Below are 23,803 nucleotides of genomic sequence, written 5' to 3'. Positions count from 1 at the left end.
CTGCCCATGTGGGAGCGGCATAAGCCGCGAAGCCAGCGATGCTCGAAGCACTTCAAGAGCCTGCAATCCGCTTCACTGCAGTTGCGGGTTTTCGTGGGCGCGTATGGATTGCCAGCTTCGCGGCTTACGCCGCTCCTACAACTTCGCCGTCAGGCGACGTACACCGTCTTGATGTTCATGAACTCATGGATACCCGGTCCCGCCAGCTCGCGCCCAAATCCAGACCGTTTGGTGCCACCAAACGGCAACCGCGCGTCACTCTTCACTACTGAATTGACGAAGGCCGCGCCGCATTGCAGCTTCACTGCAACGTTCTCGCCGCGCAGCACATCGCGGGTCCAGACGCTGCCACCTAGGCCAAAATTGGTGTCATTGGCGACACGTACCGCCTCGGCTTCATCCTTGACCCGGATGATCGCCGCCACCGGCCCGAACAACTCTTCTTCGTAGGCCGGCATGCCCGGCCCGACCTTGTCGAGGATCGTCGCCTCGTAGCCCGCATTGCTACCGGCCACCGGCGAACCGCCCAGCAATACCTTCGCGCCCTTGTCGATGCTGGCGCGCACCTGCTTGTGCAGCTCGTCGCGCAGGTCCGCGCGCGCCATCGGCGCAAGCGTGCTCGCCTCATCCTGCGGATCACCGTAAACACGCGCCTGCGCAGCTTCGACGTAACGCTGCACGAAAGCATCGGCAATCGACTCGACCAAGATGAAGCGCTTGGCCGCGATGCAGGTCTGGCCAGCATTGTCGAAACGCGAACGCACCGCCGCAGCCGCGGCGAGGTCCAGATCTGCATCATCCAGCACCACGAAGGCATCACTGCCGCCCAGTTCCATCACACACTTTTTCAGCTGGTCGCCCGCGTTGGCCGCAATCGACCGCCCCGCACGCTCGCTGCCGGTCAGCGTGACCGCCTTGATGCGGCGATCACGCAGCACCTCGGCGGCCTGATCGTTGTCGATATGCAGCACATCGAACACACCTTCCGGAATACCGGCCGCGATAACCACCTCGCGCAGCAGGTCCGCACAGCCGGGCACATTGCTGGCGTGCTTGAGCAGGGCGACATTGCCGGCCATCAAACCCGGCGCGAGAAAGCGGATCACCTGCCAGATCGGGAAGTTCCACGGCATCACCGCCATCACGCAGCCGATGGGCTGGTAGATCACGTAGCTGCGCTGGGCTTCGGTCGGGATCGGCTGCGGCTTCAGGTAGTCGGCGGCGTGATCGGCGTAGTACTCGCAACCGGCGGCGCTCTTCTCGATCTCTGCCAGGGCCTCGCGGCGCAGCTTGCCCATCTCGGCAGTCATCACGCGCTGGATCTCGTCGCGGCGCTCACGCAGACCTGCTGCGACTTTGCGCAGATAGTCACCACGCTGCTCCAGCGACAATGCGGACCACTGTGGGAACGCTGATTCAGCTGCGGCGAGACGCTGCTCGATGGTGGCGGCAGTCAGCAGCTCAACCGTGCGCACGATCTCGCCATTGAAGGGATTGATAGTCTGATACGACGCCATGGACTCACCTGCATTCAACGAATGCAGGGATGGTAGCGCCGCGAATGTTGCGCGCAGGTAAATCCCAAGCGACCCGGTAGTGCCGAGCCATGCTCGGCAGGGGCTTTACCGGCAATCCATCACCAATTGTGGGAGCGGCTGATGGATACTTAGTAAAGCCTCTGCCGAGCATGGCTCGGCACTACATGGGCATTGCTGGTGAAGCCCCTGCCGAGCATGGCTCGGCACTACACCATGCCTCAGCCGTTTTCCTGCAACGCCAGCTGCATGTCACGCTGGCGTCGCTTGTCGGCACGGGCCGATATCCACCAACCCAAGACCGCGACCGTCGATACCGCCAGCACCATCAGCGTGGCCAGGGCGTTGATCTTCGGGCTCACGCCCATGCGCACCGAGGCGAAGATCTTCATCGGCAGCGTTGTCGAGCTGGGGCCAGCGACGAAGCTCGCAATCACCACGTCGTCCAGCGACAAGGTGAAGGCCAGCAGCCAGCCGGACAGCAGCGCCGGGGCGATGATCGGCAAGGTGATCAGGAAGAACACCTTGAGCCGGTTCGCGCCCAGGTCCATCGCCGCTTCTTCCAGCGAGCGGTCCAGTTCCTGCAGGCGCGAGGACACCACCACCGTCACGAACGAAATGGTGAAGGTGACATGCGCGATCCAGATCGCCACCACCCCCTTGGACGGCAAGCCGAACAGGCCGCCCATCGACACCAGCATCAGCAGGATCGACCGGCCGATGATTACTTCCGGCATCACCAGCGGCGCGGTCACCAGTGCACCGAAGATGGTTTTGCTGGGAAAACGCTTGAAGCGGGTCATCGCCATCGCCGCCATGGTGCCGATCACCATCGAAGCCGAGGCGGTCCAGAACGCGATCTTGATGCTGATCCACGCCGCCTGCAGCAGTTGACGGTCACGGAACAGCTCGCCGTACCACTGCGTCGAGAAGCCAGCCCATACCGTCGCCAGCCGCGAGGAGTTGAACGAGTACACCATCAACAACAGGATCGGCAGGTACAGGAAGGCGAAGCCGAGCAGCAGGATGCTCCAACCCAACCAGGAACTACGCCGGGTCATGCTCATGCCAGCTTCCCTTCCAGCTCACGCTGCTGTGAACGGTTGAAGATGATGATGGGGATCAGCAGCAGGATCAGCATCACGATTGCCACCGCCGAGGCCAGCGGCCAATCGCGGTTGTTGAAGAACTCGCCCCACAGCACGCGGCCGATCATCAAGGTATCCGGGCCACCCAGCATTTCCGGGATCACGAATTCACCCACCGCCGGGATCATCACCAGCATGCAGCCAGCGATGATGCCGCTGCGCGACAGCGGCAAGGTGATGCGCAGGAAGGCCTGCCAGGGCTTGGCACCGAGGTCGTAGGCCGCCTCCAGCAGGCGGTGGTCGAGCTTGACCAGGTTGGCGTACAGCGGCAGCACCATGAACGGCAGGTAGCAATAGACGATGCCGATATAGGCCGCTACCGGCGTATAGAGGATGCGCAGTGGCTCGTCGATCAAACCAATGCCCATCAGCGTGCGGTTGATCAGGCCATTGCTGTCAAGGATGCCGATCCAGGCATAGACGCGGATCAGGAACGAAGTCCAAGACGGCAGCACCACCAGCATCATCGCGATGTTGCGCGCCGACGGCGACATGCGTGAGATCACGTAGGCCATCGGGTAGCCGATCAACAAGGTCAGCAGTGTGGAGATCACCGCGATCTTGATCGAGCTCAAGTAGGCCACCACGTACTGGCTGTCGGTGAACAGTGCCGTGTAGTTGCCCAGGTTGAGGTTTACCGTGAAGGCGTTGTCCACGTACTCCACGATGGAGGTATACGGCGGCATCGCCACCGCCATCTTGGCGAAGGAGATCTTCAACACGATCAGGAACGGGATCGCGAAGAACAGCAGCAGCCACAGGTAGGGCACACCGATCACACCGGCGCGTGCACCCGGCAGCCAACGCCGCCAACCGCTGGCGAGTGGATTGGTCGCGCTCATGAGGTCAGCACCACGCCGTCGTTGTCGTCCCAGGACACCCAGACTTCGTCGTTCCAGGTGATGCCGTCACTGTCCCAGCGCTTCATGTTGGCGAAGTTGGACAGGATCTTGGCGCCACTGGGCAGACGCACGTGGTAGACCGAATGGCTGCCGAAATAGGCGATGTCCTCGACCACGCCGAAGGCCTTGTTGGTGTCGCCCTCGGGCTCTTCCTTGGCGATATGCACCTTCTCCGGGCGCAGCGCAAACGCCACCGGCTGGCCTTCGTAGCCGGTGATGCCGTGGCCGACGTAGATCGGCGCCGGGAAGTCGGCGGTACGCACGGTGACGTACTCGGGCAGGTCCTCGTCGATCACACCTTCAAAGGAATTCACCGAGCCGATGAAACCGGCCACGAAGCGGTTGGCCGGCTGCTCGTAGATATCGTCCGGCTTGCCGATCTGCTGAATCCAGCCCTGGTCCATCACCGCGATGCGGGTGGCCATGGTCATGGCTTCTTCCTGGTCATGGGTGACCATGACGCAGGTGACGCCGAGCTGCTCGATGATGTTGACCAGCTCCAGCTGCATCTTCGAGCGCAGCTTCTTGTCCAGCGCGCCCATCGGCTCGTCCAGCAACAGCAGCTTGGGGCTCTTGGCCAGCGAGCGGGCCAGCGCTACACGCTGCTGCTGGCCGCCGGACAGCTGGTGCGGCTTGCGCTTGCCCAGCTTCTGCAGCTGCACCAGCTCCAGCATCTCGCCGACGCGGCGGGTGATGGCGTCCTTGGCCATGCCATCCTGCTTCAGGCCGAACGCGATGTTCTGCTCCACCGTCATGTGCGGGAACAGCGCATAGGACTGGAACATCATGTTGATCGGCCGCTCGTACGGCGGCAGCGCAGTGATCGGCTGGCCATCGAGCAGGATCGTGCCCTTGGTAGGCGTTTCAAAGCCGGCCAGGCAGCGCAGCAGGGTGGACTTGCCGCTGCCCGAACCGCCCAGCAGGGCAAAGATTTCGCCCTTGCGCACGTCCAGGTTGACGTCGTCGACGGCGACGAAACCATCGAATTCCTTGCGCAGATCACGGATGGACAGGTAGCCGGGCTCGCTGTTCAAAGCGATGGCCTCTGGCTTGGCGTCAACGGGCATGTAGGGCTCCGGAAGCGGGCAGATGAACAAACGCGCGTAGTTTAGCCCCCCATTTTTGTCGGCGACACCGCTGGCTGTGGCGGTTGGGGTCCAATTGAAGCTGCACGACCTGTAGGAGCGGCGTGAGCCGCGAAGCTCACAGTGCGTGAAGGCGCCAAGGGCTTACCCCTCCCCAGCCCTCCCCTTGGCTACGCCAAAGGGAGGGAGACAAGCCGCAGCCTGCTGGCGCCACTGTAGTGCCGAGCCATGCTCGGCAGGGGCGTTACACGCAGCACGTCCAGTACGGCGTCAGCCGCGAAGCTGGCAATGCCCAAAGCCCCCCCCAAAGCTTACCCCTCCCCAGCCCTCCCCTTGGCTGCGCCAAAGGGAGGGGGCCAAGCGCCGGCTCCGCCATCTCCGCTGGCAACCGACACCCCGCGAACGCCACAAACAACAACGCCTCCCTGCAAGAGGGAGGCGCTGCAAAGATTCAGACGCTAAACCAGCCTGAAATCAACGACCCGTCTTAACCTCGGTCCACAGGCGGGTATACAGCTTGTCCGTCTCCGGGCTGTTGATCGCATAGGTGAACATCTTGGCGGCCACGTCTTCGGCCGGGTAGATGGTCTTGTCGTCACGGATGGCCGGATCAACCAGCGAGGTCGCCGACTTCACCGGGTTGGCGTAGTGGGTCACGTTGGTGTTCTTGGCCGCTACCTCGGGCTCCAGCAGGTAGTTGATGAAGGCGTAAGCGTTCTGCGGGTGCTTGGCATCCTTGGGGATTGCCAGCATGTCGAACCACTGCGGTGCGCCTTCCTTGGGGATGGAATAGGCCACTTCCACGCCGTTCTTGGCCTCTTCGGCACGGTCACGGGCCTGGATGATGTCGCCCGACCAGCCGACCACCAGACAGGTGCTGCCATTGGCCAGCGAACCGACGTACTGCGAGGAGTGGAAGTTCTGCACGTACGGGCGGATCGACTTGAGCAGGTCCGCCGCCTTCTGCAGCACGGCCGGGTCGGCGCTGTGCGGGTCTTCGCCCAGGTAATGCAGGGCCACCGGGATCATGTCGGCCGGGGTGTCCAGCAGGGTCACGCCGCAGTCCTTCATCTTGGCGATGTTTTCCGGCTTGAATACCAGGTCCCAGCTGTTGGCAATGTCGGCGCTGCCGCCGAAACGCTCTTTCAGCTTGGCCACGTTGTAGCCAATGCCGGTGCTGCCCATCATGTACGGCACGCCGTACTGGTTGCCCGGGTCCTGGCCAGCGATACGCTGCATCACCGCCGGGTCGAGGTTGGCCAGGTTCGGGATCTTGCTCTTGTCCAGCGGCAGGAACACGCCGGCCTGGATCTGGCGGCCGAAGAAGTTCAGCGTCGGCACCACGATGTCGTAGCCGCTGTCACCGGTCAGCAACTTGGTCTCGACCATCTCATCGCTGTCGAACACGTCGTAGGTGACCTTGATGCCGGTCGACTTCTCGAAGTTCGGGATGGTGTCTTCGGCGATGTAGTCCGAATAGTTATAGACATTGAGGACCTTGGCCTCGCCGCCTTCAGCGGGCTTGGCGCCGGGTTCCTTGCCACCGCAGGCAGCAAGCAGGGAAATGGCGACACCAACGGTCAGAATGCGCAGATTCATGGGTTCTCCAGTGTGATCCGGGAGCGGTATGGGGGACCGGCCAAGCCGGGAAGTGGGCATATTGTCCCATCTGCGGCCGCTTCGTGTGTAGAAGATGGGTATAGGGCTTGTGGGAGCGGCGTGAGCCGCGAAGCTGGCAATGCTTGAAACGCCACAGCAGAGCTACCCCTCCCCAGCCCTCCCCTTTGCTGCGCAAAAGGGAGGGAGGCAAGCCTCGCGATCAAACATTCAGCAGCAGGAACTCGCGCTCCCAGGAGCTGATCACGCGGAAGAAGGTCTCGTATTCCTTGCGCTTGACCGAGACATAGGCGCGGCAGAAACGTCGCCCCAGCAGCTCCTGCAGGGCGTCGCAGCCCTCCAGCGCATCCAGCGACTCGCCCAGCGAGCGTGGCAGTTCGTAACCCAGCTCCTTGGCATTGCCGCTGATCGGAGTGGTCGGCGTCAGCTTTTCGCGGATGCCCAGCAGGCCACAGGCCAGCGTCGCTGCCATCGCCAGGTAGGGATTGGCGTCGGAGCCGGCAAAGCGGCTTTCCACGCGATTGTTCTCCAGCGTATCCATCGGCACACGCAGGCCACAGGTGCGGTTGTCGAAGCCCCACTCCACATTGCTCGGCGATACCTCGCCGAATACCAGCCGGCGATAGGAGTTCACGTTCGGGGCGAAAAAGCCCATCGCCGCCGGCACGTACTTCTGCAGACCGGCCAAATAGTTGTCGAAGGTTTCGCTGTACTCACCTTCGGCGTGGCCGGCGAACACATTGCGACCATCGGCAATGCGCACCAGGCTCTGGTGGATGTGCATGGCGCTGCCAGGCTCGGTCTCCATCGGCTTGGCCAGGAAGGTGGCATAGATGCCGTGACGCAGCGCCGCCTCACGCATGGTGCGCTTGAACAGGAACACCTGGTCGGCCAGCGACATCGCGTCGGAATGGGTGAAGTTGACCTCCAACTGCGCGGCGCCGGACTCGTGGATCAAGGTATCCACGTCCAGCTTCATCGCATCGCAGTAGTCGTACATCAGGTCGAGGATGGGATCGAATTCATTGACCGCATCGATCGAATACGACTGACGTGCCGTCTCCGGGCGACCGGAGCGGCCAGCAGGCGGCAGCAGCGGAAAATCCGGGTCGGTGTTCTTCTGCACCAGGAAGAACTCCACCTCCGGCGCAACCACCGGCTTCAGCCCAAGCTCCTCATACGCAGCCAAGACGCGCCGCAGCACATTGCGTGGTGCCAGCTCGTGCGGCTGGCCACTTTTGGTGTAGCAGTCGTGGATGATCTGCGCGGTGGGATCGGTCGCCCACGGCACCATCCGCACGGTGTCCGGGTCCGGACGCAGGATCATGTCCGCGTCGGCCGGCGAGGTCAGCTCGTAATAGTCATCCGGGTAATCGCCGGTCACCGTGGTAGCGAAAATGCCCTCGGGCAGGCGCGTGCCGTAATCGTGCGAGAACTTGTCGGCCGGGATGATCTTGCCGCGTGCGTTGCCGGTGATATCTGGCACCAGACATTCGACCTCGGTGATGTGCCGCTCCTTGAGCCAGCGCAACAGCAGGCTTTCTTCCTGGACGGCGGTGGCGGTTTTACGGCTGCGGGTGCGGGGGCGCGACGTCATGGGGAACCAACTTGTTTGTTTGACCGATAGCGGCGACAGGCCTCGCCGAAGGCTTGGAATATGCCCAGATGGAACGGGTTTTCGGTAACCCGCCATTCCGGGTGGAACTGCAGGCCGAGCAGGAACGACGGTCCGCTGCCACGAAACGCCTCGATCAGCCCGTCGGGCGCGCAGGCCTCGACCTGCAGCCCTTCGCCCAGCCTGGCTACGCCTTGCCCGTGCACCGAGTTGACCATCACCTCGTTGCCACCGGCAATGCCCGCCAGCCAACCACCGGGGCTCAGCTGCAGTGCATGCGCCGGCCCATATTGCACTTCCAACGATGACGCCGGGTTTTCACGATGATCAGCCAGCCCGGGCACCTCATGCACCTTGGGATGCAAGCTGCCGCCAAAGGCGACGTTGACCTCCTGGAAACCACGGCAGATCGCCAGGATCGGCATGCCCAGCGCCAACGCCTGCGGGATCAGCCCGAACACATTGGCATCGCGCGCCGGATCATGCGGATTACCCGGCCAGCTGTCGCCGCCATCGTAGTGGTGCGGCTCGATGTTGCTGGTTGCCCCGGTCAGCAGCAGGCCATCCAGCGTCGCCAACCAGGCCTCCGCCGGCAGCGGTGGTTGCAGCAAAGGCAGCAGCAGCGGCGTGGCCTGCGCGCCATCGACAACGGCGCGCACATACTTTTCACCAACGACAAGAAACGGATGGGAGCCAATCGGTTTGCTATCAGTAGGCAAGCCGACCAGCGGCAGGCTGGCCATGGGTAAAGCTCATGAGACGTGCCAGCACGCTACCCCTGCCCCGCTGTTTAGGCAACCAAGCGCCATCCGGCATTCAAGTAACGCAAGGCACACTACACAGGTTCTTCACCGGCCTGCGCGCGCCGCATACGCCGGGGTCGTTACACTTCCCGCCCCTGATTCGGCCTGATGTCCGTGGACGCCGCTGCATCCGTTTATCCCCCGAGCTGGTACGCCGCCAGCCAACCCGAACTCCCGCTACGCGCGCCCCTGCATGGGCAGGCGCGCGCCGACGTGGCCGTGCTCGGTGCTGGCTATACCGGCCTGACCGCCGCGCTGGCATTGGCCGAAAAGGGCTACAAGGTCACCGTGCTGGAGGCCGAGCGTGTCGGCTGGGGCGCCTCAGGCCGCAACGGCGGCCAAGCCATCGTTGGTTATGGCTGCGAGCAGGACACACTGGAAGCCCTGGTCGGCGACGCCGATGCACGGTTGCTGTTCGATTTCTCGCGCGACGGCATGCACATGCTCAAGCAGCGCATCGCCAGACACGGCATCGACTGTGACTGGCGTGACGGCCATGCCAGCGTGCCAATCCAACCGCGCCAGGAACGTGCCCTGCGCAATGACATCGAGCGCATGGCGCAGCGGTACGACTATCCGCTGGAATGGTGGGACCGCCCGCGCCTGCAGCAGGAGCTGGCCAGCGACCGCTACCTGGGCGCTGTGTACGATGCTGCCAGCGGCCACCTGCATCCGCTGGCTTATGCGCAGGGTCTGGCCCAGGCCGCTGAAGCCGCTGGTGTCACTGTCCATGAACAATCACCGGTCACCCGGCTCGAACGCGGTACGCAAGCGGCCTTGATCACCGCCCACGGCCGCGTAGACGCGGATTTCGTCGTACTCGCAGGCAACGCCTGGCTGCAGGGCATCGCGCCCGAGCTGGAAACCCGGATGATGCCGGTCGGCACCTATATCGGCGCCACCCGGCCGCTGGGCGCCGAACGCGCGAGGGCGTTGATCCGCAATGACATGGCGGTGGCCGACGTGAACTGGGCGCTGGACTACTTCCGGCTCAGCCGCGATCACCGCCTGCTGTTCGGGGGGCAGGCTAATTATTCGGCGCTGCCGCCGCCGGGCCTGCGTGCCAGCATGACCCGGCGCATGCGCCGGGTATTCCCACAGCTGGCCGACGTGGAGATGGAATACGTGTGGGGCGGCTATATCGACATCACCCGCAACCGCGCCCCGCACTGGGGGCGGATCACCCCGAACGTGTACTTCGCGCAAGGCTTTTCCGGCCACGGCGTTGCCAGTACCGGGCTGGCCGGTGAAGTGATCGCCGCCGCGATTGCCGGCCAGGCACAGCGGTTGGACGTATTCGAGCGCATTCCGCACGGCGTCTTCCCCGGCGGCAAGGCCTTGCGGATGCCGATGCTGGTGGCGGCGATGTCCTGGTACAAGCTGCGCGATCTGTTGTGGTGAAGCTGGGACTCGGGATTCGCAAGCAAAAGCGACGTCCATGCAGCTTGTCTGGTTCTGCATCCCCAATCCCAGCTACACACAGCCTCAAGCTTCTGTGCCAGCGGCCGCTATGACTTCCGATGCTCCCGACTCTCGCCACCACCAGCACGCCACAGGCCGCCTTCGACAGCCCGTCGATCGCGCCGTTGCCGCAGCGCATCCTGCTGGTTGAGAACTCGCGCACCTTCACCACAATGCTGCGCGAGGCCATCGAGCAACGGCTGGAGTTGCCGGTCAGTGTGGCCTCCAGCCTGGCCGAGGCCGGCGAACTGCTGGATAGTGAGGATGGCTGGTTCCTGGTCCTGACCGGGCTGGTACTGGCAGATGGCGACCGCGATCAAGTGGTGCAGTACTTCGTCGACCGCGGCCTGCCCACCATTGTGGTCAGTGGTGTCTACGACGAGGATCTGCGCAAACGCGTGCTGCAGCAGCAGATCATCGACTACGTGCTGAAAAACACACCGGGCAGCATCGACTACCTGGTCTGGCTGGTGCAGCGCATGGAACGCAACCGCCGTATCGCCGCCCTGGTGGTGGACGACTCGCCGTCGGCCCGCGCCTACGCCTCCGCCCTGCTCACCATGTACGGCTACCACGTCATCGAAGCCGATGACGGCAATGCGGCACTGCGCGCCATCGAGGCCGACCCTGCGATCCGGCTGGTCATCGTCGACGAGGAAATGCCCGGCATGCAGGGCGTGGAGCTGACCCGCCGGCTGCGAGCGCTGCGTGCGCGCGACAAGGTGGCGGTGATCGGCATCTCCGGCAACTCGGACCCGTCACTGATTCCGCGCTTCCTCAAGAATGGTGCCAATGACTTCCTGCGCAAGCCTTTCTCGCGCGAGGAGTTCTTCTGCCGCGTCTCGCAGAATGTCGATCAGCTGGAACTCATCGGCACCTTGCAGGACCTGGCCACGCGCGACTTCCTGACCGGCCTGCCCAATCGTCGCAGTTTCCTCGAGCAAAGCCAGCGCCAGCTCGGTGCGGCCAACAACGGCGGCATGGTCGCCGTGGCCATGGTCGATATCGACCACTTCAAGCACATCAATGACAGCCTCGGCCACGAAGCCGGTGACCAGGCCATCCGCGCCGTCGCCTCGGTGCTGCAGGCCAATACCCGCAGCCAGGACATCAGCTCGCGCTTTGGCGGCGAGGAGTTCTGCCTGATGGTCTCCGGCCTGGATGCAGCCGCCAGTGCTGCGCACTTCGAGAAAGTGCGGCAATCGGTAGCGGCGTTGCGGCTGCCTTTTGGTGACAGCATCCTGAGCATGACGGTGAGCATCGGCGTCTGCCGCATGCCCTTGCGCAGCGGCAACCTGCATTCGCTGATCACCGAAGCCGACCGCCAGCTGTATCTGGCCAAGGCTGCTGGTCGCAACCGCGTCTGCAGCGCCGATACGCACTGATTACCCTCACCCCGATATCTGGATGAAATCGGTGCCTCGCGGCAGGCATTGATCCAGATCAACGCGCCTGTCCGGCCCGCTCCCTACAGTGCAGCTCAAAGCACACGAGGGAGAAGTGGCGGTGGCACTACTGGTTTGGCAGGACGATCTCAATACGGGTGTCGAGGTCATCGACCATCAGCACATGCGCATCGTGGAGATGCTAAACCACCTCCACGTCGCCCAGAAAAGCCTGGAACGGGTCGCCGTGGCTGAAGTCATCGACGAACTGGTGGATTACACCATGTCGCACTTCGCCTTCGAAGAAGAGCTGATGGAAGAAGCAGGTTACCCTTTCTGCGCCGCGCACAAGCGTGTGCATGAAGTGTTCGGCAAGCGCGTCTCCGAGTACCGCATGCGCTTCCAGTCCGGCGAAGACGTTACCGACGAGCTGCGCAACATGTTGTCGCGCTGGTTGTTCAACCACATCCGCGGCGACGACAAGGCCTATGCCGAGCACGTCAAGCGCCACCTCAACCAGTTTGCCAAGGAGCACCAGGAAGGCAGCTGGTTGGGACGTACGCTGAAGCGCCTGTTCCGCTGACTGACCGTCAAGGTAGTTTTTGCAGGAACGGCGTGGCTGCAGACATCCCCCCAGATATCCCCTCCCCGCCGTTCCTGCGTTTTATCGCTGCAGGAACGCCGCAAGGCGCACAGGTCGCCGGTCTTGTGTGGGACCGGCGATGGTCGCGACTTACGGCGTCCCTGCGGCACCCTTCCGTTGCCAACGGCTGATCGCCAGCAAGGCCAATGCCGTTGCCAGCGCGGTGATGCACAGGTAGCCGCCAACTGCGGCGATGCCGAATTTCCCGGCCAGCCAGGTTGCCGCATAAGGCGCTGGCGCGGCGCCAAGGATGCCGGCCAGATTGAACGACAGCGATGCCCCGGTATAGCGCACCTGCACCGGATACAGGCTGGCCAGCATGGTCCCGCAGGGCCCATAGGTCAGGCCCATCAGGAACAGGCCCAACGACAGGAACAGCAACACCTGCAACGGATGCCCGGCCTGGAACAGGGGCTGGAACAGCAGGCCGAACACGAAGATGCCCAGGGTCGCCCACAACATCGCCTTGACCGTGCCATGACGATCGCCGTACAGCGCCGCCAATGGAATACCGGCAGCGAAGAACAGGATGCCGACCATCTGCAGCAGCAGGAAGTCCTCGCGCGCATAGCGCAGCACCGACGTGCCATGGCCCAGGGTGAACACCGTCATCAGGTAGAACAGCACGAAGGTGGCGAACGCCGCCAAGGTGCCCACGACCACCGCAAAACCATGGCTGACCAGCACCTCACGCATCGGCAGGCGCACGCGCTGGCCCTGGTCCAGCGCCTTCTGGAAATCCGGCGTCTCGCGGATGTTCAAACGCACCCACAGCCCGACGATCACCAGCAGCGCACTGGCGACGAACGGCACGCGCCAACCCCAGGACAGGAAACTGGCATCGTCCAGAACCCGCCCCAGCAGCAGGAAGGTGCCGGCCGACAGCAGGAAGCCCAGCGGCGCGCCCAGCTGCGGGAACATGCCGTACCAGGCACGCTTGCCCGGCGGCGCATTTTCGGTCGCCAGCAACACCGCACCGCCCCATTCCCCGCCCAGACCGAGGCCCTGCCCGAAACGGCACAAGGCCAGCAACAATGGCGCGGTCACGCCGATGTCGTGATAGGTCGGCAGCAGGCCGATCGCCACCGTGGACAGGCCCATCGTCAGCAGCGCAGCGACCAAGGTTGCCTTGCGCCCGATCCGGTCCCCGTAGTGCCCGAACACCGCCGAGCCGACCGGCCGGGCGATGAAGGCCACCGCGAAGGTCGCCAGCGACTGCAGCAGTGCCGCGTCGTTGCTGCTCTCAGGGAAAAACAGCTTGGGAAACACCAGCACCGCCGCGGTGGCATAGATGTAGAAATCAAAAAATTCGATGGTGGTGCCGATCAGGCTGGCCGCCAATACGCGGCGCGGGGAGTTCAAAGGTGCGGAGCTGGCGGCGGTCGACATGGTCGTAACAGAGGAAATAATGGCCGCAGTCTGCCATGCAGTGCCGCGGCGGCCGCCATTTGGTTGCAGCCGACACCGTTGCTTGACGACGCTGCCGCTTTCACCCTGAAAGCAGGAAACTATTGGCACAGCCGGCGGTCACAGCATCTGCCCCCGCATGGATGCATTGCCGATGACGACCACTTCCGGACGTTTCCGACACCCGCTCGCCCACCTGAGTGCTGCCATCACCGTCGTCGCAGTCCATGCAGCCCTTGCGCTATGGCTGCTGCAGCCGCGCCAACAGAGCCTGCCCGACATCGGACCGCGTACCAGCCTGCGCTGGTTGCCGCGCCCTCCGAGCGCAGCACCCGCCCTGCAAACCCCGCACGCACCTGCGCAAACCACCAGAGCGAGGATGTCGGCGAGATCCCCTTCCCGGCCACCGACCGATCAGCAAACGCTCACGGCCTCGTCGCAGGCCGCGACTCCAGCCCCGCCCCGGTTGAACCTGAGCCTTGCCGAAGACGCCGTCGGCGGCGCCCCACTGAGCGCCGACAGCTTCGCTCAACAACCGTTTCGACGCCTCAACCAAGACCCTACGTTCCAGCACGCTCCTCGCTACTTCCGGCTGAAGCCGCAGATGAGCCCGAAACAGATGATCCAGGGTGTGGCCAGCTACCTTGGATTTTGGCCGCCTGGCTACGAGGTCGATCCCTGCACGCTGAGCCGGCGCGACGTCAGCTATTTCCAGAACGCAGTGAGTGCCGGCGACCGCGACGCATTGCGCACGGCACTGCTGCAGGAAAGCGCGCGTTGCCGCCGCTGAGCCCACAACCGTGCCTCACGCACGATCACAGCCTGCAGCTCCGCGATTCACGGATATGTAACCCGTCCAGCCCGAACGCTGTTTAGGCTGGGACGGTTCGTTGTGCACCTCCCCCCAAGACCGGAGAACCTCATGACTGAATCCAGCCCCCGCTTCGAGCACGAAGCCGACGCCACCGCCCGCTACTGGCACAACACCCCCCTCAACACGCTGCCGCCACCTGACATGGTCGGCAACTACCAGCGCTTCAAGCCACTGCCCACCGAAGGCATCCAGACCCGCAAAGCGTGGATCGTAGGCGGCGGCATCGCCGGCATGGCAGCGGCGTTCTACCTGATCCGCGATGGCCATATGCCGGGCGAGAACATCACCATCATCGAAGGCGCCGGTATTGAGGGCGGCTCGCTGGACGGTGCCGGCAACCCCGAGGACGGTTACCTCGTGCGCGGCGGCCGCGAGATGAACTGGAACTACGACAACCTCTGGGACATGTTCCAGGACGTGCCTGCGCTGGAGCTGCCGGAAGGCTTCAGCGTGCTGGACGAATACCGGCTCGCCAACGATGCAGACCCGAACTGGTCCAAGTCGCGGCTGATGCACAAACAGGGCCAGGTATTGCCCGACTTCACCCGCTTTGGGCTGAGCCGCAAGCAGCAATGGGAAGTGGTGAGCCTGCTGCTCAAGCGCAAGGACCAGCTCGATGACCTGACCATCGAAGACCATTTCAGCGAAGGCTTCCTGGCCAGCAATTTCTGGTTCCTGTTCCGCTCGATGTTTGCCTTCGAGAACTGGCACAGCCTGCTGGAAATGAAGCTCTACATGCACCGCTTCCTCGATGCCATCGACGGCTTTGGCGACATGTCGACCTTGGTCTTCCCCAAGTTCAACCAGTACGACACCTTCGTCACCCCGCTGATCAAGCTGCTGCGCGAGAAAGGCGTGCAGGTAAAGCTCGGCACGCAGGTGCTGGACATGGACTTCGATGTGCAGGGCGAGCAGCGCACCGTCACTGCCCTGCACACACGCGGCACCGACGGCGAAGGCCGCCTCACCGTCGCTCCGCGTGACCTGGTGATCGCGCTGACCGGCTCGATGACCGAGGACACCGCCTACGGTGATCTGGACACCGTGCCGGTGTTGAAGAAGCGCCACGGCGGTCCGGCCGAAGGCAGCAGCTGGGGCTTGTGGCGCAACCTTGCCAAGCACTCACCGGTATTCGGCAAGCCCGACAAATTCTGTGGTGACATCGACCGCTCCATGTGGGAGTCGGCCACCCTGACCTGCAAGCCATCGCCACTGGTCGACAAGCTGCGTGAGCTCTCGGTCAACGACCCGACCTCGGGCCGCACCGCTACCGGCGGCATCATCACTTTCACCGATTCGAACTGGGTGCTGAGCATCACCATCAACCGTCAGCCACATTTTCCCGGCCAGCCCAAGGACACGGTGGTGATGTGGGTTTACGCACTGCTGATGGACCAGCCGGGCAACTTCGTCAAGAAGACCATGCCTGAGTGCACGGGACGCGAGATCGTGGCCGAGCTTTGTCATCACCTTGGCATTACCGATCAACTCGGCGCCATCATCCCGCACACCAAGGTGCGCCTGGCGCTGATGCCGTACATCACCGCCCAGTTCATGCCGCGCGCGGCCGGTGATCGCCCGCATGTGGTGCCGGCCGGCTGCACCAACCTGGCGCTGGTTGGCCAGTTCGTGGAGACCGCCAACGATGTGGTGTTCACCATGGAAAGCTCGGTGCGCACCGCGCGCATCGCGGTCTACAGCCTGCTCGACCTGCCCAAGCAGGTACCCGACCTCAGCCCCACGCAATACGACATCCGCAACCTGCTCAAGGGTGCGCGTGCTCTCAACAACGGCGAGCCCTTCATCGGCGAACGCTTGCTGCACAAGTTCCTGGGCGACACCTACTTCGCCCACATCCTGCCACCGCTGCCCAGCAACGAGGGCGAGTCCACCCGCCGCGAGCGTCTGGAAGCCGAGCTGGCCGGACTCAAGGACAAGGGCGGTGCGGTACTGCAGGGCTTCGCGCAATGGCTGGATCGCTTTGCCGGCCAGCTGCGCAAGCGCGGCGACGATTAAACACTGACAGAACGTTGCCGGACACATGGGTGTCCGGCCTCGGCTGCGAACCCCGACGAAGCCTTGTAGGAGCGGCGTAAGCCGCGAAGCATGCATCGCATCAGAAGCAAGCATCGCCGCGATCAGATGGTGTATTGGCTTCGCGACTGACGTCGCTCCTACACAAGCCTGAGCACTGCCTGTTCACGGGGAGGCCCTTGCTGAGCATGGCTCGGCACTACGGATGCATTGACCGCAGCGCAGGTACGCGCGCAACTGGAAGCCCAGGACTACACCAACGTCAGCTATTTCCAGAACGCAGTGAGTGCGCGCGGCCACGGCGCATTGCGCACGGCAACGCTGCTGGAAAGCATGCGTTGCGCAGGATGCTGTATCGCGGGCATTGCCCCGGGCTGCCTCTCGGCGCTGATGCCTGGAATCCTGCAAAGACTTCCAGCGTGCCATACAAGAACGCCGTACCCGGCCGCCCGGGTACACGACAAATATCCCTGCTTTGACGGTCATTCCCTTGCCGCAAGACCCTGCGGTGCGATCAGGCAAAAGCATCCATGAATAGAAATTTACCCGGCTGACGCTGGTACTGATCGATCAATGGAACCAGACGTTGGAAGTGCGCGCTGGCGCAATGTGCGTCCAACGCTGCACGGTCCGGCCACTGCTCGATGAAGATGAAGTGCCCGGGGTCCTTCTGATCGATGAACAGATCGTAGGCCACACATAATGGCTCCAGTCGTGTTTCCTTCACCAGCTCGCGGTACAGCGGAAGCACATCGCCAATGTGTTCCTGCTTGATGAAATCCTCGGCAATCACTTTCAGCATGGGCTTTCAAAATCCGTATTGATTCAATGAACAGCCCAGCCCCTCGGCAGGGCCAACAGGAGGGAGTAGATCAGCCTTCGAGATTTATCCAGGTCGCCTTCATCTCGGTGTACTTGTCGAAGGCATGCAACGACTTGTCGCGGCCGTTGCCCGATTGCTTGTAACCGCCGAATGGCGCGGTCATGTCGCCGCCATCCCAGTAGTTGACCCACACGCTGCCTGCACGCAGGCCACGCGCAAGCCGATGCGCGCGCGAAACATCGCGCGTCCACACGCCTGCCGCCAACCCGTACTCGGTGTCATTGGCCAACTGCAGGGCGTGCTGCTCACCGTCGAATGCGATAACGGACAGTACCGGACCAAATATCTCATCGCGGGCGATGCTCTGTTGCGGGCTCACCTCATCAAATACCGTTGGCTCGATGTAACACCCGCCGGCAACGACATCCGCTCGCTTGCCGCCCAGCAATAGCCGCGCACCTTCAGCCGTCCCCTTCTCGATGTAACCCAGCACGCGCGTGGTCTGCACCTCATCCACCATCGCCCCCATTGCCGCTTTCGGCTCGAATGGATGCGCAGGCTGCATATGCCGGCCGTGCTCGATCACCTTGGCGACAAACGCATCCTTGATCGAGCGCTCCACCAACAGGCGCGAACCTGCCGTACACACCTCGCCCTGGTTGTAGAAGATCGCGCTCGCAGCGGCCTCGGCAGCCTTGTCCAGATCATGCGCGTCGGCAAACACGATGTTGGGACTCTTGCCACCGCATTCCATGTAGGCGCGCTTCATGTTCGAAAGACCTGCACATTGCAGCAGTCGCTTGCCCACCGCAGTAGAGCCGGTAAACACCAAACCGTCCACATCCATATGCAGCGCCAGTGGCTCACCTGCGCCCTTACCACTGCCCGGCACCACGTTGAACACACCATCAGGAACGCCGGCTTCACTCACCAGCTCGGCAAAACGCAGAGCGCTCAAGGGTGACTTCTCCGAAGGCTTGAGCACCACCGAATTGCCTGCGGCCAGTGCCGGGGCGATCTTCCATACCGCCATCAGCAGCGGAAAATTCCACGGCACGATGGCGCCGATCACGCCCAGCGGCTCGCGGGTGATCAAGCCCAGCTCGTTGGCGCCGGTCGGGGCGACTTCACCATAGAGCTTGTCCGCCGCCTCGGCCGTCCATTGGATGCAGCGGATCACCCCGCCTACATCCACCTGCCGTGCCTGCGCCACCGGCTTGCCCATGTCCAGGGTTTCCAGCAGGGCGAGCTCATCGGCATGCGCTTCTACCAAGGCCGCCAGCTTCAGCAATACCTGTTTGCGCTTGACCGGCTTCAAGCCTGCCCAATGAGCGGCGTTGAAGCTGCGCCGCGCCGCCGCTACCGCATGATCGATGTCGAGCTGACCGCCGTCGGCGATACGCCCAAGCACGCGCCCGTCAATCGGGCTGATGCAGTCGAAGGTAGCGCCCGATACGGCATCCACATACTGGCCGTTTATGAACGCGCGGGTACGCAGCGACAGGCCGTCGGCCAGCACCTGCCATTGTTCGCGGATATGGGGACTGTTCATGGATGGTTTCCTGTGAGCAAGGCCTTGTAACAGGTGTTCATGGTACGCCGGCCACCGTAGCGCACCGGCACGGACCTGTTATTTTCCGCAAATACAAGGGTTGGCCGTGGCCCCTGCTGGCTTCACAATGCCGCTCCACGTTTCCGGCAGCGCTCATGGACATCATCGTCAACGAAGAACTCAAGGCCTATATCGATCCGCTCACGCAGGACGAGCACGACGCGCTGGAGCGCAGTCTGCTGGCCGAGGGCTGCCGCGACGCACTGGTACTGTGGGGCGATGTACTGATCGACGGCCACAACCGCTACGGCATCTGTTCCAAGCACGGTATCGCCTTCAATACCGTGCAGAACACCCGCTTCAAGTCGATGGACGACGTTCATCTTTGGATGATCGAGCAGCATCTGGGCCGCCGCAGCGTGTCCGATTACCAGCGCGGTGTGCTTGCCCTGCGCAAGCGCGACATCCTGGAAGCCCGGCGCCGCAGCGAGCAGGAACAACTGCGCCGCGAGAGCGAAGGTGAGGCTGCGCCCAGCGCTGCCGCCGACAGCGACAGCCCGCCGTGGGACCCGGCACCCAAGCTGTCCAAGGCCGATCTGGCCCGCGAAGCCAAGCTCAGCCCCAGCCAGGTGACGATGATCGAAAAGATCCACGACCACGCCACCGCCGAAGTGATCGAGGCGATGCGGGTGGGCGCAATCTCGCTCAGCGCCGCCGCTACCGTGGCCAGCCTGCCCGAAGACGAACAGCGCGCAGCTGCGCGTGGCGGCAAGGACGAGCTGAAGCAGGCCGCCAAACGCGTGCGTGATGCCAAGCGCAAACCCAAGGCAGCGCGTGACGACGCCGATGACGACGCACAGCCGCTGAGCATGGCCGAAGCCGATGGCCTCGACGGCAGCAGCGACAGCGCCGAGTTGCAGGCCCTGCGTCAGCGCGTGACCTCGCTCACCGCCGAGAACCAGGCCCTGCGCATGGAACTGGACGCACTGCGCGCGCGCATGCTGGCCGCACAGGTCGAAGAACCCATCGACGCTTGATTGCGCTGAGCCAGCACCCTAGGCTGCGGTCATCCCTGCAAGGAGCATGTGATGGCCTCGGCCTCTCCCGAACTTGAAACCTTTGTCCGCGACGCCTTGATGCGCGGACATAGCCGCCAGCAGGTCAGCGGCGCATTGCTGGCCGCCGGCTGGAGCGAACAGCAGATCAGCGGCGTACTCGATGGCTGGGCCGAAGTTGATTTCCCGCTACCTGTGCCACGCCCACGCGCCTCACTGTCGGCACGCGAAGCCTTCGCCTATCTGGTGCTGTTCAGCACGCTGTACTTCTTCGCCTGGAACCTGGGCAGCCTGCTGTTCCAGCTGATCCAGTATGCCCTGCCCGACCCGGCCGATCCCGATTGGCAGCTGCTGCGGTTGAGCGGTGGTATCCGCTGGGCAATCTCGGCACTGGTAATCGCCTTCCCGGTATTCGTCTTCGCCGCCCATCGGGTCAGCCGCGACGTGGACAGGCATCCAATCAAGCGCTTGTCACCGGTACGCCGCTGGCTCACCTACCTGACCCTGTTCGTCGCCGCCACCGTGTTGATCGGCGACCTCACCGCATTGGTGTACAACCTGCTCAGCGGCGAGCTGAGCCTGCGCTTCCTGCTCAAGGTGCTGGTGGTCGGCGTCATCGCCGGTACCGCGTTCGGCTACTACCTGTGGGACCTGCGCCAAGAGGAGGTCGAGTCATGAGCCGCACCGCTTGGGGCACCCGCGTACTTTGGGCAACCGGCATCGTCACTGCAGCCGCAATCGCAGCCGGCGTCTGGGTCATCGATTCGCCATCGCAACAGCGACTCAAGCGGCTGGATGATGCGCGCGTATCGCATCTGCGGACGCTGGAGACCGCGGCCGGCAACTACTGGCGCGAGAACGACGCGTTACCGCCCAACCTCCTCGCCCTCGCCGCGCAACCCGGCATGATCCTGACCTACAAGGACCCTGCTGGCGGGCCCGATTACCGCTACCGCGCCTTGGATGCCACCCACTACGAGTTGTGCGCGCAGTTCGACACCAGCACCGCGGAGGGCCCCCAACGCGGCAATGCTGGCGAATGGGCGCACCCAGCCGGCAACCATTGCTTCCGCCGCACCGTGAGCAAGAAGGACGGCGAGTAAACCGTGAGCCTCCAGGACGATCCGCGCCGCGCGCAACTGCGGCGGCTCAAGCTATACGCCGTGGCGATGCTGCTGGCGATGCTGGCCGGCTTCATCGTCAGCCACCTCAACGGTGAGCGCGGTATGTGGGCCTGGGTAGGTGCGTTCTGTGAAGCGGCGACGGTAGGCGCCTTGGCTGACTGGTTTGCGGTGGTCGCGCTGTTCCGGCGACCGCTGAACCTGCCGATTCCGCATACGGCCATCATTCCGCGCAACAAGGAACGCATCGCTGACAGCTTGGCGGTGTTCGTGCGTGACCACTTCCTGGAGCCGGAGGCGCTGATGGCCAAGCTGAAGGTATTCGATCCAGCCACCCGCCTGGGCGAATGGCTGGCACAACCTGCGCAGGCCAAGATGCTGGCTGGCATGGCACGCGGCTGGGCTGTGCAGGCACTGGACCTGCTCGACGAAGCTGCAGTGCGCCGCTCCATCCAGGGTTTCGTGGTGGCGCAGCTGCGGCAATGGAACGCAGCAGGAACCGCAGGCGAACTGTTGGGCCTGCTTACCGCCGACAACCGCCATCAGCGCGTGCTTGATGAAGGCCTCACCCGCATTGCCCACTGGCTGGACAACGACAAGGTGCGGCAGCAAGCCTCGGCCCTGATCGTGCGTTACATCCGCAAGGAATGGCCAAAACTGGCCAGCACCGTGGACTGGGTCAAACCCATCGACGAGATCGGCGATTCCATGGCCGACAGACTGGCCAGGGCGGCTCTGGAAGAGCTGCAGGCGATCCTTTCGCAGCCCGAGCATCCGTTGCGCCAGGATTACGCCGCGTGGATCGCTGGCTACATTCGCCGCCTCCGCGAAGATCCGGCTTTGGCTGCCAAGGTCGATGCATTGAAGCAACAGGTGATCGATCACCCCGCAGTTCAAGAGTACGTGCAAGGACTTTGGCAACGAGTGCACGACTATCTTCGTGATGATCTATCGCACGAAGACTCTGCACTGGCAGCTCACATGGAGCGCAGCCTGGGCAAGCTCGGCACCACCATCGGCAATGATCCCGCCCTGCGCGACGCCCTGAACCAGCACATGCTGGCCGGCGCCGAAAAGCTGACCAATCGCCTGCGCAGCGGCGTCACCAGTCATATCGCCCAGACCGTGAAAGCCTGGGACGAAAAAAAGCTGGTCGAACAGTTGGAGCTCAGCGTCGGTCGCGACCTGCAGTACATCCGTTACAACGGCACCGTGGTAGGTGGCCTGATTGGCCTGTTGCTGCATGCCCTGACCGGCTGGCTGAAGTTCTGACCCCGGCTGTCGTAGGAGCGGCGTAAGCCGCGAAGCCGGGAGTCCTTCAGACCCGTGTAATTTCTGCAATCCACAACAGCCAACCGCATCTCCCGATTGCAGTTGGTCAGTGGAATTGAATACATGTCAGCTTCGCGGCTGACGCCCCTCCCACAAGCGGGGCGCCCTACGCAGTCTTTGCCGCTACCGCCTGCACTGCATCCACCAACCGATCAATCTGCGCGGGCGAGGTGAATATCCCCGGCGTCACCCGCACGCATGCACCCTGCGCCAAGCCATCACGATGCACGGTGAACACACCGTGCTGTTCCAGCAACTGCCGCGCTATCGCCACGTTCTGCTCAAGCGATGTGCGGCCTTGCAGCCGGAACGATGAAATCGCGCTGCTCAACGCCACCTCGTCGCTACCCAGCAACTGCACGCCCGGCACTTCGCGCACCCCATCGCGCCAGCGGTTGCGCAGCAGCAACAGGCGCTCGCGCTTGGCCTGCACACCGATCGCGGCATGAAAATCCAAGGCCGCAGGCAGCGCAAGGAAGGCCGCAAAATTGGCCGTGCCGGTATGGATGCGACTGGCGATACCGCGATCCGGGTCGCCCATATACGGGTCGATATCCGCCACCCGCCCGCGCCGCACATACATCGCGCCTACACCGACTGGAGCGCCTATCCACTTGTGCAGGTTGATCCCGACAAAGTCAGCCCCCAGTTCGCCAACCTGCATGTCCACCTGCCCCACCGCATGCGCGGCATCGACGATGACATCCACGCCGCGCGCCTTGGCCAATGCCGCAATCTCGGCGACCGGAAGCAGCATGCCGTTGCGGTGATTCACCTGCGTCAACAGCATCAGTTTCAGGCGCGGATACCTGGCCAGCGCATCGGCATAGACCTGCACTACCGTTGCCGCATCGCAAGGCTCCGGCAGCACGATCGCCACCGGCTCGGCACCGCGCCGCTGCTGCAGCCAGCGCACCGCGGTGATGGTGCTGTCGTAGTCGATATCGGCATACAGCACCTGGTCACCCGGCTGCAGCCGGTTGTAGCCACCAATCAACGCCTGCAGCGCCTCGGTAGCGCCACGGGTAAGTACCAGCTCGTCTTCACCCACACCGAGGAACGCAGCCAAACGCTGCTGCACCAAGCGCGCCCGCTTCGGGAACTCGACGCGACCAAACCAGGCATTGCCTTGATTCACTTCAGCGGTGGCCTGTTGATAGGCCTGCACTACCGGCCGCGCCATTGCCCCCCAATAGCCGTTGTCCAGCATCACCACCTCGTCGGTGAGCTCGTACTGGGCGGCTACTGCCGCCCAGTACGTCTCATCCGTGGCCAACTGCGCGGCAGACCTGCCTGCCGATGCGCTTGGCAGTGACGCTGTTGGCGTGGCCGATGCCAACGCCCCGGCAGCAGTGCCCATCAGCGGCAACATGGCCGCCGAGCGCAGGAGACGACGTCGATTGGTATCCAT

At 63.4% G+C, this 23,803-nt stretch carries 20 protein-coding genes; 9 read left to right on the top strand and 11 right to left on the bottom strand.

The window, feature by feature from the left end; genetic code table 11:
- Positions 1-149 precede the first annotated feature (149 nt).
- From ACVOL0_RS00795 to ACVOL0_RS00765, 7 genes are all read right to left on the bottom strand, one after another.
- Positions 150-1,517 carry an NAD-dependent succinate-semialdehyde dehydrogenase gene (locus tag ACVOL0_RS00795; RefSeq protein ID WP_481547455.1) on the bottom strand — a complete coding sequence of 456 codons (1,368 nt, stop codon included), beginning with the start codon at positions 1,515-1,517 and terminating at the stop codon, positions 150-152.
- Between the two features lie 239 nt (positions 1,518-1,756).
- Entirely contained in the window at positions 1,757-2,602 is an 846-nt protein-coding gene (locus tag ACVOL0_RS00790) for an ABC transporter permease subunit (protein WP_481547454.1), read from the bottom strand.
- Complete coding sequence (locus ACVOL0_RS00785) at positions 2,599-3,525, bottom strand: ABC transporter permease subunit (protein WP_481547453.1); 927 nt, start codon at positions 3,523-3,525, stop codon at positions 2,599-2,601. Before ACVOL0_RS00785 ends, ACVOL0_RS00790 begins: the two co-directional genes overlap by 4 nt.
- Complete coding sequence (locus ACVOL0_RS00780) at positions 3,522-4,652, bottom strand: ABC transporter ATP-binding protein (protein ID WP_481515605.1); 1,131 nt, start codon at positions 4,650-4,652, stop codon at positions 3,522-3,524. Before ACVOL0_RS00780 ends, ACVOL0_RS00785 begins: the two co-directional genes overlap by 4 nt.
- 492 nt (positions 4,653-5,144) lie before the next feature.
- Positions 5,145-6,269 carry a polyamine ABC transporter substrate-binding protein gene (locus tag ACVOL0_RS00775; RefSeq protein WP_481547452.1) on the bottom strand — a complete coding sequence of 375 codons (1,125 nt, stop codon included), beginning with the start codon at positions 6,267-6,269 and terminating at the stop codon, positions 5,145-5,147.
- Positions 6,270-6,489: 220 nt separating this feature from the next.
- On the bottom strand, positions 6,490-7,884 hold the full coding sequence (locus ACVOL0_RS00770; protein ID WP_481547451.1) for a glutamine synthetase family protein: 1,395 nt from the start codon (positions 7,882-7,884) through the stop codon (positions 6,490-6,492).
- Positions 7,881-8,645 carry a gamma-glutamyl-gamma-aminobutyrate hydrolase family protein gene (locus tag ACVOL0_RS00765; protein WP_481547450.1) on the bottom strand — a complete coding sequence of 255 codons (765 nt, stop codon included), beginning with the start codon at positions 8,643-8,645 and terminating at the stop codon, positions 7,881-7,883. The genes ACVOL0_RS00770 and ACVOL0_RS00765 overlap by 4 nt, the downstream gene beginning before the upstream one ends.
- A 168-nt stretch (positions 8,646-8,813) precedes the next feature.
- Between ACVOL0_RS00765 and ACVOL0_RS00760 the strand changes: the two genes are divergently transcribed.
- The 3 genes from ACVOL0_RS00760 (at position 8,814) to ACVOL0_RS00750 (ending at position 12,134) form a co-directional block, all read left to right on the top strand.
- Positions 8,814-10,106, top strand: a complete 1,293-nt coding sequence (locus ACVOL0_RS00760; RefSeq protein ID WP_481547449.1) for an NAD(P)/FAD-dependent oxidoreductase — start codon at positions 8,814-8,816, stop codon at positions 10,104-10,106.
- Positions 10,107-10,225: 119 nt separating this feature from the next.
- Positions 10,226-11,551 (top strand): GGDEF domain-containing response regulator, encoded by a 1,326-nt coding sequence (locus ACVOL0_RS00755; RefSeq protein ID WP_481547448.1) that lies wholly within the window; start codon positions 10,226-10,228, stop codon positions 11,549-11,551.
- 121 nt (positions 11,552-11,672) lie between these two features.
- Positions 11,673-12,134 carry a bacteriohemerythrin gene (locus ACVOL0_RS00750; protein ID WP_313169472.1) on the top strand — a complete coding sequence of 154 codons (462 nt, stop codon included), beginning with the start codon at positions 11,673-11,675 and terminating at the stop codon, positions 12,132-12,134.
- A 150-nt stretch (positions 12,135-12,284) separates the two neighbouring features.
- Here the strand turns inward: ACVOL0_RS00750 and ACVOL0_RS00745 are convergent, their stop codons facing one another.
- Positions 12,285-13,583 (bottom strand): MFS transporter, encoded by a 1,299-nt coding sequence (locus tag ACVOL0_RS00745; RefSeq protein ID WP_481547447.1) that lies wholly within the window; start codon positions 13,581-13,583, stop codon positions 12,285-12,287.
- Between the two features lie 172 nt (positions 13,584-13,755).
- On the opposite strand from ACVOL0_RS00745, the gene ACVOL0_RS00740 reads away from it, so the two are divergent.
- Together ACVOL0_RS00740 and ACVOL0_RS00735 are read left to right on the top strand one after the other, a co-directional pair.
- Positions 13,756-14,391: a hypothetical protein gene (locus ACVOL0_RS00740; RefSeq protein ID WP_481547446.1), complete on the top strand. Its 636-nt coding sequence runs from the start codon at positions 13,756-13,758 to the stop codon at positions 14,389-14,391.
- Positions 14,392-14,523: 132 nt separating this feature from the next.
- A complete protein-coding gene (locus ACVOL0_RS00735; protein WP_481547445.1) occupies positions 14,524-16,491 on the top strand; it encodes an oleate hydratase in 1,968 nt (655 codons plus the stop codon).
- Positions 16,492-17,023: 532 nt separating this feature from the next.
- Here ACVOL0_RS00735 and ACVOL0_RS00730 read toward each other — a convergent pair.
- Together ACVOL0_RS00730 and ACVOL0_RS00725 are read right to left on the bottom strand one after the other, a co-directional pair.
- Complete coding sequence (locus ACVOL0_RS00730; RefSeq protein WP_481547444.1) at positions 17,024-17,311, bottom strand: putative quinol monooxygenase; 288 nt, start codon at positions 17,309-17,311, stop codon at positions 17,024-17,026.
- A 70-nt stretch (positions 17,312-17,381) separates the two neighbouring features.
- Entirely contained in the window at positions 17,382-18,884 is a 1,503-nt protein-coding gene (locus tag ACVOL0_RS00725; RefSeq protein ID WP_481547443.1) for an aldehyde dehydrogenase, read from the bottom strand.
- Between the two features lie 155 nt (positions 18,885-19,039).
- Between ACVOL0_RS00725 and ACVOL0_RS00720 the strand changes: the two genes are divergently transcribed.
- The 4 genes from ACVOL0_RS00720 to ACVOL0_RS00705 are packed head-to-tail and all read left to right on the top strand — an operon-like array spanning position 19,040 to position 22,332.
- Positions 19,040-19,921 (top strand): ParB N-terminal domain-containing protein, encoded by an 882-nt coding sequence (locus ACVOL0_RS00720; protein WP_481547442.1) that lies wholly within the window; start codon positions 19,040-19,042, stop codon positions 19,919-19,921.
- A 51-nt stretch (positions 19,922-19,972) separates the two neighbouring features.
- Positions 19,973-20,617 carry a DUF5671 domain-containing protein gene (locus ACVOL0_RS00715; RefSeq protein WP_481547441.1) on the top strand — a complete coding sequence of 215 codons (645 nt, stop codon included), beginning with the start codon at positions 19,973-19,975 and terminating at the stop codon, positions 20,615-20,617.
- Positions 20,614-21,042 carry a hypothetical protein gene (locus tag ACVOL0_RS00710; protein ID WP_481547440.1) on the top strand — a complete coding sequence of 143 codons (429 nt, stop codon included), beginning with the start codon at positions 20,614-20,616 and terminating at the stop codon, positions 21,040-21,042. Before ACVOL0_RS00715 ends, ACVOL0_RS00710 begins: the two co-directional genes overlap by 4 nt.
- 3 nt (positions 21,043-21,045) lie before the next feature.
- Positions 21,046-22,332, top strand: a complete 1,287-nt coding sequence (locus ACVOL0_RS00705) for a DUF445 domain-containing protein (protein WP_481547439.1) — start codon at positions 21,046-21,048, stop codon at positions 22,330-22,332.
- 166 nt (positions 22,333-22,498) lie between these two features.
- On the opposite strand, the gene ACVOL0_RS00700 is transcribed toward ACVOL0_RS00705, so the two are convergent.
- A complete protein-coding gene (locus tag ACVOL0_RS00700; protein WP_481547438.1) occupies positions 22,499-23,803 on the bottom strand; it encodes an aminotransferase class V-fold PLP-dependent enzyme in 1,305 nt (434 codons plus the stop codon).

It is taken from the genome of Stenotrophomonas sp. STEN021 (genome assembly GCF_056760175.1).
This window is presented reverse-complemented; position numbering and strand designations above follow the sequence as displayed.

Bases quoted from the DNA above. Each gene is read 5' to 3' on its own strand.
- ACVOL0_RS00765 (WP_481547450.1), bottom strand. From the start codon at position 8,645: ATGGCCAGCCTGCCGCTGGTCGGCTTGCCTACTGATAGCAAACCGATT.
- ACVOL0_RS00730 (WP_481547444.1), bottom strand. From the start codon at position 17,311: ATGCTGAAAGTGATTGCCGAGGATTTCATCAAGCAGGAACACATTGGC.
- ACVOL0_RS00795 (WP_481547455.1), bottom strand. From the start codon at position 1,517: ATGGCGTCGTATCAGACTATCAATCCCTTCAATGGCGAGATCGTGCGC.
- ACVOL0_RS00710 (WP_481547440.1), top strand. From the start codon at position 20,614: ATGAGCCGCACCGCTTGGGGCACCCGCGTACTTTGGGCAACCGGCATC.
- ACVOL0_RS00785 (WP_481547453.1), bottom strand. From the start codon at position 3,525: ATGAGCGCGACCAATCCACTCGCCAGCGGTTGGCGGCGTTGGCTGCCG.
- ACVOL0_RS00740 (WP_481547446.1), top strand. From the start codon at position 13,756: ATGACGACCACTTCCGGACGTTTCCGACACCCGCTCGCCCACCTGAGT.
- ACVOL0_RS00735 (WP_481547445.1), top strand. From the start codon at position 14,524: ATGACTGAATCCAGCCCCCGCTTCGAGCACGAAGCCGACGCCACCGCC.
- ACVOL0_RS00720 (WP_481547442.1), top strand. From the start codon at position 19,040: ATGGACATCATCGTCAACGAAGAACTCAAGGCCTATATCGATCCGCTC.
- ACVOL0_RS00780 (WP_481515605.1), bottom strand. From the start codon at position 4,652: ATGCCCGTTGACGCCAAGCCAGAGGCCATCGCTTTGAACAGCGAGCCC.
- ACVOL0_RS00725 (WP_481547443.1), bottom strand. From the start codon at position 18,884: ATGAACAGTCCCCATATCCGCGAACAATGGCAGGTGCTGGCCGACGGC.
- ACVOL0_RS00760 (WP_481547449.1), top strand. From the start codon at position 8,814: ATGTCCGTGGACGCCGCTGCATCCGTTTATCCCCCGAGCTGGTACGCC.
- ACVOL0_RS00745 (WP_481547447.1), bottom strand. From the start codon at position 13,583: ATGTCGACCGCCGCCAGCTCCGCACCTTTGAACTCCCCGCGCCGCGTA.
- ACVOL0_RS00700 (WP_481547438.1), bottom strand. From the start codon at position 23,803: ATGGATACCAATCGACGTCGTCTCCTGCGCTCGGCGGCCATGTTGCCG.
- ACVOL0_RS00755 (WP_481547448.1), top strand. From the start codon at position 10,226: ATGCTCCCGACTCTCGCCACCACCAGCACGCCACAGGCCGCCTTCGAC.
- ACVOL0_RS00770 (WP_481547451.1), bottom strand. From the start codon at position 7,884: ATGACGTCGCGCCCCCGCACCCGCAGCCGTAAAACCGCCACCGCCGTC.
- ACVOL0_RS00715 (WP_481547441.1), top strand. From the start codon at position 19,973: ATGGCCTCGGCCTCTCCCGAACTTGAAACCTTTGTCCGCGACGCCTTG.
- ACVOL0_RS00790 (WP_481547454.1), bottom strand. From the start codon at position 2,602: ATGAGCATGACCCGGCGTAGTTCCTGGTTGGGTTGGAGCATCCTGCTG.
- ACVOL0_RS00775 (WP_481547452.1), bottom strand. From the start codon at position 6,269: ATGAATCTGCGCATTCTGACCGTTGGTGTCGCCATTTCCCTGCTTGCT.